Source organism: Shewanella psychromarinicola, assembly GCF_003855155.1.
Lineage (GTDB): Bacteria > Pseudomonadota > Gammaproteobacteria > Enterobacterales > Shewanellaceae > Shewanella > Shewanella psychromarinicola.
Map to the genome: position 1 here is coordinate 3,223,884 of NZ_CP034073.1, position 13,276 is coordinate 3,237,159.

Annotated in this window: 8 protein-coding genes; 4 read left to right on the top strand and 4 right to left on the bottom strand. The window is 43.4% G+C overall.

The features are described 5' to 3' along the window. Positions 1 to 12 precede the first annotated feature (12 nt). From msbA to EGC80_RS14195, 3 genes are read left to right on the top strand one after another with little or no spacing between them, the layout of a single operon-like run. Positions 13 to 1,815: a lipid A export permease/ATP-binding protein MsbA gene (gene msbA, locus EGC80_RS14185; RefSeq protein ID WP_124013875.1), complete on the top strand. Its 1,803-nt coding sequence runs from the start codon at positions 13 to 15 to the stop codon at positions 1,813 to 1,815. A 16-nt stretch (positions 1,816 to 1,831) separates the two neighbouring features. After that, entirely contained in the window at positions 1,832 to 2,839 is a 1,008-nt protein-coding gene (lpxK, locus tag EGC80_RS14190; RefSeq protein WP_124013883.1) for a tetraacyldisaccharide 4'-kinase, read from the top strand. Next, complete coding sequence (locus EGC80_RS14195) at positions 2,829 to 3,005, top strand: Trm112 family protein (protein ID WP_101030794.1); 177 nt, start codon at positions 2,829 to 2,831, stop codon at positions 3,003 to 3,005. The genes lpxK and EGC80_RS14195 overlap by 11 nt, the downstream gene beginning before the upstream one ends. A gap of 456 nt (positions 3,006 to 3,461) precedes the next feature. On the opposite strand, the gene EGC80_RS14200 is transcribed toward EGC80_RS14195, so the two are convergent. Continuing rightward, positions 3,462 to 4,346 carry an MBL fold metallo-hydrolase gene (locus tag EGC80_RS14200; RefSeq protein WP_124013874.1) on the bottom strand — a complete coding sequence of 295 codons (885 nt, stop codon included), beginning with the start codon at positions 4,344 to 4,346 and terminating at the stop codon, positions 3,462 to 3,464. Between the two features lie 313 nt (positions 4,347 to 4,659). Here EGC80_RS14200 and EGC80_RS14205 point away from each other — a divergent pair, with 313 nt between their 5' ends. Continuing rightward, on the top strand, positions 4,660 to 5,340 hold the full coding sequence (locus tag EGC80_RS14205; RefSeq protein ID WP_124013873.1) for an SDR family oxidoreductase: 681 nt from the start codon (positions 4,660 to 4,662) through the stop codon (positions 5,338 to 5,340). Positions 5,341 to 5,498: 158 nt separating this feature from the next. Here EGC80_RS14205 and EGC80_RS14210 read toward each other — a convergent pair whose 3' ends face one another. Genes EGC80_RS14210 through EGC80_RS14220 form a run of 3 tightly spaced genes read right to left on the bottom strand, consistent with a single transcriptional unit; the run spans position 5,499 to position 12,904 of the window. Then, on the bottom strand, positions 5,499 to 8,570 hold the full coding sequence (locus tag EGC80_RS14210) for an efflux RND transporter permease subunit (RefSeq protein WP_124013872.1): 3,072 nt from the start codon (positions 8,568 to 8,570) through the stop codon (positions 5,499 to 5,501). Beyond that, the gene (locus EGC80_RS14215; protein ID WP_124013871.1) at positions 8,567 to 11,818 is read right to left on the bottom strand and encodes an efflux RND transporter permease subunit; all 3,252 of its coding nucleotides are present in this window, start codon (positions 11,816 to 11,818) and stop codon (positions 8,567 to 8,569) included. Before EGC80_RS14215 ends, EGC80_RS14210 begins: the two co-directional genes overlap by 4 nt. Positions 11,819 to 11,830: 12 nt before the next feature. Then, positions 11,831 to 12,904: an efflux RND transporter periplasmic adaptor subunit gene (locus tag EGC80_RS14220; protein ID WP_124013870.1), complete on the bottom strand. Its 1,074-nt coding sequence runs from the start codon at positions 12,902 to 12,904 to the stop codon at positions 11,831 to 11,833. Positions 12,905 to 13,276: the final 372 nt, after the last annotated feature.

Sequence of the window (13,276 nt, forward strand, 5' to 3'; positions counted from 1 at the left end):
GTATTGGATTCAATGTCAGCATCACCTAAAAATGAAATATGGATCGTTTTCAAACGTTTGATGGCCTATATAGTCCCAATGAAAGCCATGTTTATTATGGCTGTTCTAGGCCTTATTACCTATGGCGCAGTCGATGCGGCGTTTATTGCATTTATTAAGCCTTTTATTGATGAAGGTTTCAGCCAAACTCCAGCGATAGCTGCTGGTGTCGACTTACCGACACATGGTGGGTTTAACGCCAATAAAGACATTATGTTAATGGCTCCTATTGCGGTTATTGTCATGTTCAGCATACGTGGCGTGGCTAACTTTGTGTCGACCTATTGTGTCTCATTCATGAGTGCACAGCTCATCATGGATATGCGCCAACAAGTTTTTGAACATTATCTGCGTTTACCCGTGAGTTATATCGACCGCGAAAATAGTGGTAATTTGATTTCACGTGTCACGTACGATACTGAACAAATTGCTCGTGCATCCGGTAGTGCGTTGATTTCAATTGTCCGTGACAGCATGACCGCGATCGGTATGTTAGGCATTATGTTCTACTATTCGTGGAAATTATCATTATGCATATTGGTGATAGGCCCAATTATGGGCGTTGTGATCAGTATTGTCAGTAAGCGTTTTCGTAAGGTTTCTAAGCAAATTCAATCTGCAATGGGCGGCGTTACCGCAACCACTGAACAGATGATTAAAGGCCATAAAAACGTGTTGGTGTTTGGTGGCCAAAAAACAGAGGTTGCTCGTTTTTATAAAGTTAACGACCAAAACCGGTATCAAAATATGAAGCTAGCGGTGGCTCAATCAATTAGCCAACCGCTCATTATGGTGATTGGATCTTTTGCTCTGGCTTTTGTACTGTATGCCGCCACTTGGGAGAGCATGAGAACGGATTTAACCGCTGGAACGTTTGCGGCTATTTTAGGTGCCATGTTAGCCATGCTTCAACCGATTAAAAACTTAACCCGTGTTAATGCCGAATTTCAACGAGGCATTGCCGCCTGCACGACAGTGTTTGAATTATTAGACACAGAACCAGAGCCAGATACGGGTGAGTTTAGTATTGATCGTGTTCAAGGTAAGCTGACATTTGAAAATGTCACGTTTACTTATCCAGGCCAAGAAAAGTCCGCCTTAAACAGTATTGATTTTGAAGTTAAACCGGGTAAAACCATTGCATTAGTCGGGCGTTCTGGCTCTGGTAAGTCGACCATCGCCAGTTTGATTACCCGTTTTTATAGTGGCTTGTCAACCGGTGATATCCGCCTTGATGACACCAGCATTTACGATTACCAGTTAAAATCATTACGTAATCAAGTGGCTTTAGTGTCACAGCAAGTGACCTTATTTAATGACACTATTGCTAATAATATTGCCTATGCTTACCCAGGCGAAGTGACTCGAGAGCAGATTGTCCATGCCGCTGAACTGGCTTATGCGATGGAATTTATTGATACCTTGCCACTGGGATTAGACACCCAAGTGGGTGAAAACGGGGTGTTACTTTCAGGCGGTCAACGTCAACGTCTTGCCATTGCTCGTGCTATGTTACGTGATGCGCCAGTGTTAATTTTAGATGAAGCCACATCGGCTTTGGATACCGAGTCTGAAAAAGCGATTCAAAAAGGCCTCGATAATCTTCGACATAACCGTACATCGATTGTGATTGCCCATCGTTTATCCACCATAGAAAGCGCCGATGAAATTTTGGTTATTGATCAAGGTCGAGTTGTTGAACGTGGTAATCACAGTGAATTAATTGCCCAAGCAGGTATTTACGCCAACCTTTACCAGATGCAGTTTAGCCAATAATGATCGGGTGTTTGTGATGCAACAGCTTATTCAGCGCATTTGGTATCAAGGGCACTCAGCCAAGTGGTTATTATTGCCGTTATCTGGGTTGTTTTGGTTAATATCCTCTATTCGGCGAGGACTGTTTAGGTGTGGGCTTAAACAGGTGCAAGTGTTGCCGGTGCCTGTGATTGTGGTGGGCAATATTACTGCTGGAGGCAGCGGTAAAACCCCAACAGTGATTTATTTAATCGAGTTATTACGCCAACATGGCTATAAACCAGGTGTGATAAGCCGAGGTTATGGGGTTAATATTGACGGTGTTGTTGCCGTTAACATCAATGCCAAAGCAAGTGATGTTGGTGATGAACCCGCTATGATAGTCGCTCGCACTTATGTGCCTATGGTTGTAGGCGCCAACAGAATTGCTGCGGCACAGACGTTATTAGTTGATTTTGATGTGGATGTTATTATCAGTGACGACGGCCTACAGCATTATGCGTTAGGGCGTGATATCGAAATTGCCTTAGTCGATGGTGAGCGACGTTATGGTAATCACTGTTTGTTGCCTGCAGGGCCTTTGCGAGAAGGTTTAGGGCGTTTAAGCTCGGTTGATTTTGTGATCAATAATGGCGGGCCAGCTCAAGATGATGAAGTGTTGATGACACTTGCTCCTGCACCTCTTTGTCAGGTCGATACTAGCCTACATGATGAATTAACTCAGCAGCACAGTATTGTTGCTATGGCGGGTATTGGTAATCCGCAACGCTTCTTTAATAGTATTAGTCGGTTAGGCTATAAAGTAGTAAAAACCGTTGAGTTTTCAGACCATCAGGCTTTTGATGAAAAGCAATTAAGTGAGTTATCTGTGCAACATTCATTATTAATGACTGAAAAAGATGCGGTTAAATGTCGCGATTTTGCACAATCAAACTGGTGGTATTTACCTGTAAATGCGAAGCTTAACTCAGAATTTGATCACGCATTGTTGAGCCAATTACAGCAAGTGGCTCAAACTAAAAAAGGACTGTCTCATGGCATTTGATAAAAAATTACTCGAAATTGTGGCCTGCCCGGTATGTAAAGGTAAGCTAGAATATGACAAAGAGTCGCAACAACTGATCTGCAAGTTTGATAAGTTAGCCTATCCTATTACCGAAGGTATTCCGGTATTATTGGAAAATCGTGCAACAGCTTTGGTGACAGAATAACGTACAAGCTGAGTCATTGAGTATTCAGTCATTAATGCGCCCTCAGGGGCGCTTTTTTTGTCTAAAATGGGTGGCAAATATCGATAAACAACAATATTTGTTGGTCTTTATACATAGCTTATATCTCGATATTGGACCCAATAAGAGGGGGTTAACTAAGCCATTCATTGTTATCGCTTAGTGGGTGGGGAAGCAATATGAAAAAAGTGCAGCAATTTTAGCATCCTGGCAATGGTTCAATTATTTCGCTAGACCTTTTCTAAATATTAGCAGCAAAAATGCAAAGCCAGTCTATTGGGGGTTGTAGCATTTCAGGCCAGCACCTTTAACGATTACAGAATGGATATCTCGTCGTAGAAGACCTTGATGCTGAAAAGAAAAAGCTTGCCTATAAGCGCAAGCTTTTTTTGTAAACAGAGGGGGATATTTGCTGATAAGCTGAGTTAAGATGCAAATTTAAGGTTTTGTGGCTAAATCTTGGTATAAGGTCTCAATCCACTTATCGGCAGAGATAAACTCCCAGCCCCAATTGGCGTACTTGGGCGGTACACCCTGTTTTTTGATGGTGGCTAAATCGTGACCCATTTCTATTTCACCCCGCATCCAATTAATGCTGTCATCAAGCATATGCTTAAATGTTAACAATGCATTTTTATCGCCTAACGCACCATGACCAGGGATCACTTTGGTCTTGTTGTCCAAACGATTTAATATCATGCTGACGTTTTCCCGATAACCGGTCACTGAACCTCCAGCCGCTAAATCGATGTAGGGAAAACGATCTTTAAAGTATAAATCGCCCATGTGAATAATATTGGCCTTTTCCCAAATAACCACACTATCACCATCAGTATGACCAGGACCTAGGTGGATGACCTCTAACGTATCTTGGTTAAAATGAATTGAGATGTTTTCTGCATAAGTGATAACAGGTAATGCTGACGCGGGTGAACGGCTATCAGCTTTGAGGCGTTTGAGGACATTGTGATGCGCTAAGATAGTGCCTTTTTCACCAAAATGGGCATTGCCGCCAGTATGATCGCCATGATAATGAGTATTGACAATGTATTTGGGCACCCCGGGTTGAATTTGCTTGAGTGCTGCAGTAATTTTATCTGCTAAAGGCGCAAATTGGTCATCAATGATCAATATGCCGTCTTCCCCAGCTGAAACGCCAATATTGCCACCGGCGCCGATAAACATATAAGTATTATTGTCTAGTTTTTGGGATTTAATCATCACATCACTGAATTTATTATCAGCAACAGCTAATGTTTGGGTTAACGCGAGCATAGTTAACGCACTGAGGCCGATAATTTGACGTTGAAATCTTAGTTTCATGACTATCCCTTTATTGCTGTCATTGTGATTATTTATTGTGTTTATTTATTGTGATTAATACTGCTTAGCAAAGCAAATTGATCACTCATTGTGCCATGGCCCTAGGTTGCGTCAACGGTGTATTTCAATATCGCTTGTTATCATTTGACGAAGCGCCCCGTGAGTTGAACTGGAGATTATGTAGCATAACTAATCTCTGTTAGGGGTTAACCACAGTGACTATTTACCCTCCTGTAGTGCTTGGGGCTTGTATTTATGAACAAAATCACCACACTGAGCGTGTTAACTTATTTTGCAGTAACAGGAACGTCAGATGATAAAACAAAAAATAGTATTAATCACAGGTGCATCTAGTGGTATCGGTGAAGCCACAGCCAAAACGTTAGTCAAAAGCGGTCACAAGGTGATACTGACTGCCCGCAGACAAGAGAAATTGGATAACTTGGTGGCCATGCTAGGGGAAGATAATGCCCTAGCCATTGCCGCCGATGCGACCCAATTTGATGCATTAGAAAAGGTCGTGACAGCTGGCATCAACAAGTTTGGCAGACTGGATGTGGCCTTCGCTAACGCAGGCACCGGGGTAACCACTTCGGGTACCGAACAGGGGGATCCAGATGAGTGGTCAAAACTTATCGATATCAACATCAAAGCCTTGTTATGGACGGCCAAGTTAACCCTGGCCCACTTACGTGAAACCAAGGGGCATTTTATTTTAACCAGCTCAGTGGCTGGGCGTACGTCACATAAAGGGTCGATTTACGGTGCCAGTAAATGGTTTGCTTATGGCTTTGGCCAGAACTTGGCCGAAGAAATGGCCCAATGGGGCGGACGCTGCACTACCATTGCTCCTGGTATGGTCAACACCCCATTTTTTGATGAGCCTAAACCCGATAAATTAGACCCGGTTGATGTAGCCGAAGCGGTACTTTTTGCTATTGAAGCAGAGCAGCGCTGCAGTGTACGTGAAATATTTTTAATGCCAACACATTAATATCGCGGCTATCACGCGCCCTGATCGAAGCGAACAGGTGTTCACTATCGGCTCAGCAAAAGACACGTTAGTGGCCATATAACCAGACCACAATAAGATGTGGCTGCAGATACAGGGCTCAATACTGTGCCCTGTTGCCCAATCGATCAGCCTAGACGCTACTCATTATTAGCCCAAGGTAACAGTTTGTGAGCCAAGGTGTTGGCTACACCTAATCTGATCGCGGCTTTATGGCGCATTATATACAAGGCTTGGTAACACAATGGCACTAAATACAAGCTAGTGACCGTTGAAAAGGTGAGACCACCAATAATGGCAATGGCCATTGGAGAATAAGGAGGCCCACCACCCCCTATTTGGGTGTCTCCTAAGGCTAATGGAACCAACCCCAGTACCGTGGTCGCGACGGTCATTAATACCGGACGTAATCGGGTTATGCACACACTTATAATCGTGTTGCTGAGCTTATCTAAATCGGGTGTCATTTGGTTGATTTGGTCTACCAGAACAATACCGTTATTGACCACTATGCCCATTAAGATGAGTATGCCAATCATTGACATCACCGACATGGGTGTACCGGTTAACCAAAGCGCCCAAAATACGCCAGTAATGGAGAACATGATTGAGGTAATAATAGCCGTCGGTAACACTAGCGACTCAAATAATGCCGCCATGACGATATAGATCATCGCAATAGCCAAAATCATATTCACAGCCATGATTGACTGGTCTTCATCTTGACGTTCAAAGCCACCGCGTAATGAGTAGCCGTAGCCATTAGGAAAATTCACCAAGTCCATCACTTGGGTAATTTCTTTTTGTGCTTCTTCGGTGGTGAGATCTTCAAGATTTGCGCCAATAGATAAAGCCGTTTGGCGGTTAAAATGACGAATAGTATCAAATCGAGGCACCACGGTTGCTTTGGCTAAGCTGTCTAGGGTATAGACTCGGTCACCTTGACGAATAATCGGTAACTGCTTAAGTTTTTCTAACGAATTTTGCCAGCTTTTATCATAGGCCAATTCGATGCGCAGTTCGCCGCTAGGATCATGACGAAATGACCGTAGCTGTGAGCCTCGCAATGCAATGGCAATATTTGTAGCGATATCGCTTAAGGTTAAATCAAGACGAGCGGCCATTTCTCGGTCAATGACCACTACTACTTCTTGTTGGGCACTATTCACTTCAGAACGCACATCCACTAAGCCTTCAATGTTGTCGAGTAATGGCACCACTTGTTCACTCAAAAGAATAAGTTCTGATGTTGAGCGTCCGGTTAAGGTTACGCGAATGCCGCTATTTTCATTACCCCAGCCAAATTGTGGCGTGGCAATCGAAAACTTAGGAAATCCTCCGCGGATCATTTTCTTTAACTCGCCCATGTCAATGGGAATGTCTTTTTGCAATAAAATGGTCGATTGTGCATCTTGTGGGGCGTAGTAACTGTAAACAGTATCAATGTAAAATGCGTCTTTGTTGCTGTATAAATACGCTTCCATGCTGTTAATCATCGCCTCGGTGACCGCTAAATTATGCCGACCTTCTAACTGATAATTAATGTATAAACGGTCATTACCTTCACCATCACCTTGATCTTGTTGCACCATACTTAACGGCAATGCAGTTGAAGCTAATATCACCAAAGCGATAACCCCAGAACGTTTTGGTCGGGTTAAAATCCACCTTAGGCTTCGCTCATAAAAACGCCCTAAGCGATTATTATCATTAGCGCTCTTCACTTCAAAATGAAAGTGATTGAGCATAAGTGGGATAAGAGTTTTGGCAACCAATAATGATGCCGCGAGCGAGATACAAATGGCCACAGCAACATGTTCTAAAAAGATGGTCAGCTGTACTTTAACGCCAAAAATATTCGGTAAAAACACAATCGCTGTGGTTAATGTACCGGCTAAAACCGCCAACGAGACTTTTTCCACGCCGGTTAACACGGCTCGTTGGTTAGCTTTTCTCTGACAGGTGTCGTCAATGTGTGCGGCTTGTTTTTCTTGTAGCACGCTTTCGGTGACCACTACCGCATTGTCAATTAACATGCCGATCGCCAATAATAACCCCATCATCGACAGAATATTCAAGCTGTAGCCTAAAAAGTACATACCCGCCAATGTCATACACAATGAAATTGGCACCGATGAAATAACCACTAAGGTCATTTTAAGGTTACGTAAAAACAGATACAGCACGCCAAATGACAATACCGCGCCCATTAATCCGGACAGCAGTAAGTCTTTCAGTGACGACTTAACGCCATAGGCTTGGTCTTCCATGATAAACAGCTTGATACCATTAAATTGCTGATCTTGCTTAACTTGCTCGATGACTTTGAGGACACGATCTGACACCTCAACTAAATTGGCGCCTGACTCTTTAAAGACATCAATACCCACGGCATATTTTTGATCTAAATGTCGGCCTTCTCTTTTTTCAGGTAGGGCATAGTTCACCTTCGCAATATCTTGCAAACGGATACCCGGCACAATAACCAGATTGTTAATATCATCAATACTGGTAAATTCGCCTTTGGGCGAGACTTGGTACACTCGAGCGTTTTCTCTGAGTGTACCAGCACTGATGACGAAGTTTTCCGCCAGTAAACGGGTGCGTAAATCGACACTGTTGAGGCTTGATGCCGCTAATTTATCGGCATCAAGTCGGATTTCAATCTGCTTTTGTTCAACTCCGTAAAGGGTGACTTTGGATACACCGTCAACCCGCTCAAGTGGCTTACGAAGTTGTTTTTCAAGCAAATCAAATGCATTAGAGAGCTCGCGATCACTTGAAATACGGATTGTCAGCACCGGCATGTCGGCGGTTGAGAATTGTTGGATCATGACGCGTTCAACATCTTTTGGTAATAAATGTCTTACCGAGTCTATTTTTTCACGTGCCTCAAGGCTTTTCATGGCCACTTCTTCACCCCATTTCATATTGAGCTGAATAAAAGCGCCGTCTTGGGTTGAATCAGAGCGCACTTCTTCAATACCGCTCATGGTGGCAAGTGATTCTTCCAGTACCTTGGTGATATCGCGTTCAACTTCTGCTGGGCTGGAGCCTTTGTAAGGCACTTGCACCACGATTTGCGGAATATCAATGCCCGGAAACATTTCCAGTGGCAACATCCGACTGGCCGCCATACCAAACAGCATAATAGCTAAGAAAAACATACAGGTGGTCACAGGGCGCTTTATCGCCAGTTGAGTGATACTCATGCTAGCGTCTCCGCAGTATTAAGCTCAAGGTCATTTTGGGTATATTGTTTACGGTCAAACAACGCATATAAGGTAGGGATCACCAATAATGTGAGTAAAGTAGACATGCTTAAGCCGAAAATTACTGTAATGGCCATCGGTGCGCGAACCTCACTGCCGTCGCCAATACCTATTGCCATCGGCAATAAACCTAAGGTGGTGGTGAGCGTGGTCATCATGATAGGGCGCAAGCGAGATTGCGCAGCTTCATTAATGGCGCTCAACTTATCCTTGCCTTCTCGGCGTAATTGATTGATACGGTCGACCAATACAATCGCATTATTGACCACAATACCTGCCAACATAATTAGGCCAATGAACACCACCACACTTAAATGGGTGCCGGTAATAAATAAGCCAATAATGCTACCTGCAACGGCCATCGGCACTGCAATCAAAATTAATAGCGGGTGTAGCAAGGATTCAAACTGGCTTGCCATCACTAAGTACACTAAGAAAATGGCCAAAACGAGGGCTATTTTCAACGATTCAAAAGATTGTTCCATTTCTTCATTTTGGCCGCCGAACCTGGCTTGAATTGAGCTAGGGAATTGCTGTTTAGCCAGTATCTGCTGGGCTTGGAGCACGGCTTCGCTTAAATCACCGTAGGCCAAGTTAGATGACACGATGGCAACGCGTTGTTGACTGATACGATTAATTGCTGAAGGACCAATTTGTAAGTCAATGGTGGCGATGGCACTTAATGGAATAGGCTGCGCGCTATTTGGGTTAATGATTAACGATTCAATGTCGCTGATTTGATCGCGTTCACTTAATTCACTACGGACTAATATATCAACTTTACGATCGCGCACCGTGAACTGGCTGGCAATAGTGCCGCCTACTCGTTGAGCAATACGGTTAGCGACAGTCGGTGCATCCATGCCTAACGCGGCTAGGCGGGCATGATCAAAGCGAATGCTGATCTCTGGCTGGCCATCACGAAGAGTGGTATTGATGTCACTAAAGCGGTCTGATTCTGACAAGGCATTAACCAGTCGGTCCGCGCTTTGTTTAAGTTGAACCAAATCATAGCCCGACAACTCAATTTCAAGTGGGGTTTTAAAGCTGAATAATTCAGGATGTTCAATCTGAGCCTCTAGCTCAGGGATATTTCTTGCGGTATTGCGCAGTACCTGACTAACCGTATTAAAGGCTAAAGGATCCGCTAACACCACTTGTAATCGGCCCCAGTTTTCACCGCCTCTGGCGGTGTCCGATGTCATTAAGCCACCGCTACCCGCTTGACTATAGGCGTGTTTAACATCGTCACGGTCTTTAATCGCTAGGGCTAACTGTTGTAATACGGCATCGGTTTCACTGACTTCAGTACCAGGAGGCAGTAAAATTTCAACATAAAATTCGCCTTGATTCATCGGTGGAATTAATTCTACACCTAACTTAGGCAGCAAACTGCTTGAAGCCAAGGTCATCACTAAAGCGATCACTAGGGTTAACACTTGGTGCCGCAGGGCATGGCGAAGTACGCGGTAATAGAACGATTCCACTATACGATATAGGACGTTAAATCCAGCACAAATGGGTTTTAGCAGCAAGCCAAACACGCTACTAACGAAACGGCTTATAACAATAGTTGCGGTTAACAAACCAGCGGGTAAATAGCTAAACAGTAACTTAAAAGGAAACAGCAACACTGCCAATAAGTAATAGGCTATTAATCCTTTACGGGTGGTCGGTTTAGGCATCGCGGTCACTTCAACCGGTTGTGGCAAGCTGGTAAAACCTTGACGTGAAGCCAACATAGGAATGGCGGTTAAGGCAACAAATAATGAGGCGAGTAGGGCAAAGGTGACGGTGAGCGCTTGATCGGCAAATAAGGCGCCTGCTATCCCGTCGACAAACACTAATGGCACAAATACCGCAAGTGTTGTCAGGGTTGAAGCAAAAATGGCGCCAGAGACTTCTTTACAGCCGGTGACGGCAGCCTCAGTTTTACTCATGCCTTGAGATTTATAACGGTCAATGTTCTCTAATACCACGATGGCATTGTCCACCAATAAACCAATGGCTAACGCAATACCGCCTAGGGACATGATGTTTAAGCTGATATCGGCAAAATACATCATATTAAAAGTGGCGATAACCGAAAAGGGGATCGAAATAGAAATTATGAGGGTGGCAATAATATCACGTAAAAACAGGTAAATAACCAGCATGGCCAGCAAGCTGCCAAATAATGCGGCTGAGGTAACTTCATTTACTGCACTTTCAATAAATTCAGATTGGTCATAAATAATTTCTAATTGATTACTTTCATCCGTTTGGTTCATTTTGTCGAGTTCGGTTCGAAGCTTGTTCGCCACTGCAACGGTATTGGCATCACCTTCTTTATAAATAGCGAGTTCAATCGATTCAACTTCGCCAATACGGGTAATATCACTGCGTTCTTTATAGGCATCGCTGATCACCGCAATATCAGACAATCTAACTAAGGTTTGGCCATTTCGATAGACAATGACTTGACCTAATTCCTCTAATGAATTGAATTGATTTAAGGTTCTGACCAAATATTCTTTATCGCCCTGGATCACTTTACCCGCAGAAAGGTTAATGTTTTCTTCGTTAATTCGGCGTTTAATGTGGTCAGCATTAAGATTGAGCTGGCTTAATCTTTGTTGATTTAATTCAATGTGAACTTCTTGCTCTAACCCTCCAGAGAGCCTCACTGCGGCAACACCAGACAAGGCTTCTAAGCGGCGTTTTAACTCTTCATCTGCAAAGGTACGCATTTGCTTTAACTGCTCCGCATCTGCATTGGGCACTGAAAATGCTAAGCGCATGATGGGATCAAGATTGGGGTTAAAACGCAATAGTAATGGTTTGTTTATGTCTAATGGCAGCTCAATGGTGTCGATTTTTTCGCGTACTTCAAGGCTTGCCATGTCCATATTGGTGCCCCACTCAAACTCGAGCACCACATCAGACATGCCTGAACGAGAAATTGAGCTAATTTTGCGTAAGCCTTTAACCACACCAACGGCTTCTTCAATCGGTTTTGACACCAGCTGTTCAATTTCAACGGGGGCGGCACCGTCATAGGCAGTGCGTATGGTCACGCTGGGATAGCTTAAATCGGGTAATAGTTTTACCGCGAGGCGAGAAAACCCCACCATACCAAACAGCATCACAGCTAACATGAACATCCACACCGTGACGGGACGGTTAACAGAAGTATTGATTATCGACATTATCCAGCTCCGTTATCGAATAGCAGCGAAGCTAAGTGGGGTAATAATCTCTACCAACGATTGATCTTTAAGATTTTGCTGGCCGCGGATGACTATTTGTTCGCCAGCTTCAACACCAAATAAAATTTCAACAGTGTTATTTTCACGAAAGCCCAAACTGACTTCGCGTCGCTGTGCTTTAGTGTCTTTTATCACATATAACGCTTGAGTATTGTCTTGGTTGATTAATGCGTTATAAGGCACTGTAAGCACATCTAGGTGAGTGTCGTATTTCAGTTCAACACGAGTAAACATACCTGCTTTTAATTTTGCATCTTGATTTGGCACGGCTAATGTCACTTTAAAGGTGCCGCTTTGAGCATCTACAATGGGACTAATACGCAGTACTTTTGCGTCGATAATATCGGATTTAGTACCCTGATGTTGTTGAATAATACTGGCTTGTTGACCCACTCGTAAACTGGCAAGTTGTTGTTCTGGTAAGTGCAATATGCCGTGAAGTTGGTCTTGATTGACAACATAAAATAGCTCTTGGAACTCTTTCGCCATATTGCCCGTTTTAACATAACGCTCGGCAATAACGCCATTAATGGGCGAGGTGATTTGGCTTTCTTTGACTTGCAGCTCGGCTAAGTCGCGCTGTGCTTTCGCCGCTTGTAGATTGAACTCGAGCTTGGCCATTTGATCTTGGCTAATAAACTCTTTGTTGTTCATTTTGTTTAAACGATTTAATTCTTGCTGAATAATTTGCACTTCGGCTTCAGAGCGATTGAAATCATAACGTTGACGCTTGGCATCAATGACCGCAAGTATTTGTCCTTTGGTAACCCGATCGCCTTCTTCAACGTTAATCTTTTCGATGATCCCAGCAATGCGGCTCATCACATGGGACTCTTCAGGTGCTTCAAGTGTAGCGGTCGTGCTGTAGAAAGAGGATACATTGCCTGTGGTGACTAAAGCGGTTTCAACCGGAATCGCAAATTTTTCATCTTCTTTTGCTTGTTCTGCTTCGCCGCTGCAACCACTCAATACTGCAATACAAAGTAAAGGAATTGCCATTTTCTTCATGCTGATGAACCTATCCATGGGGTACCTGCTAGTGTTAAAATTTGTGAATAAAGCTAAATTATAAAAATTAACTTAAGACGTAATTGTTAGAGTCTTACCTGTGTTTGTGTTCACGTCACGTTAACTTTTGTAACTAATGTTAATTTCTGGTTATAAAGCATGAAGTGTGCCATTATTTAAAGTTGTTATATAACAGAGCCTTACTTAACCACTGAGTCAGAGGTGGACTTTTTAACCATCATTTGTAGTCAAAATCTGTATAAAGTAGTGTGATTGGCTAAATTGAACATCAGAGGCTAATACAGAGAGTCCTTATGGGTTGTGTTCAACTTTTTGTGACACTTCTTTAAAATAAACAATAAGAAATGACTTATGACGACGTCTACATTT

Coding starts and splice junctions, on each gene's coding strand:
- EGC80_RS14210 (WP_124013872.1), bottom strand. CDS start 8,570: ATGAGTATCACTCAACTGGCGATAAAGCGCCCTGTGACCACCTGTATG.
- msbA (WP_124013875.1), top strand. CDS start 13: ATGTCAGCATCACCTAAAAATGAAATATGGATCGTTTTCAAACGTTTG.
- EGC80_RS14220 (WP_124013870.1), bottom strand. CDS start 12,904: ATGGATAGGTTCATCAGCATGAAGAAAATGGCAATTCCTTTACTTTGT.
- lpxK (WP_124013883.1), top strand. CDS start 1,832: ATGCAACAGCTTATTCAGCGCATTTGGTATCAAGGGCACTCAGCCAAG.
- EGC80_RS14200 (WP_124013874.1), bottom strand. CDS start 4,346: ATGAAACTAAGATTTCAACGTCAAATTATCGGCCTCAGTGCGTTAACT.
- EGC80_RS14195 (WP_101030794.1), top strand. CDS start 2,829: ATGGCATTTGATAAAAAATTACTCGAAATTGTGGCCTGCCCGGTATGT.
- EGC80_RS14215 (WP_124013871.1), bottom strand. CDS start 11,818: ATGTCGATAATCAATACTTCTGTTAACCGTCCCGTCACGGTGTGGATG.
- EGC80_RS14205 (WP_124013873.1), top strand. CDS start 4,660: ATGATAAAACAAAAAATAGTATTAATCACAGGTGCATCTAGTGGTATC.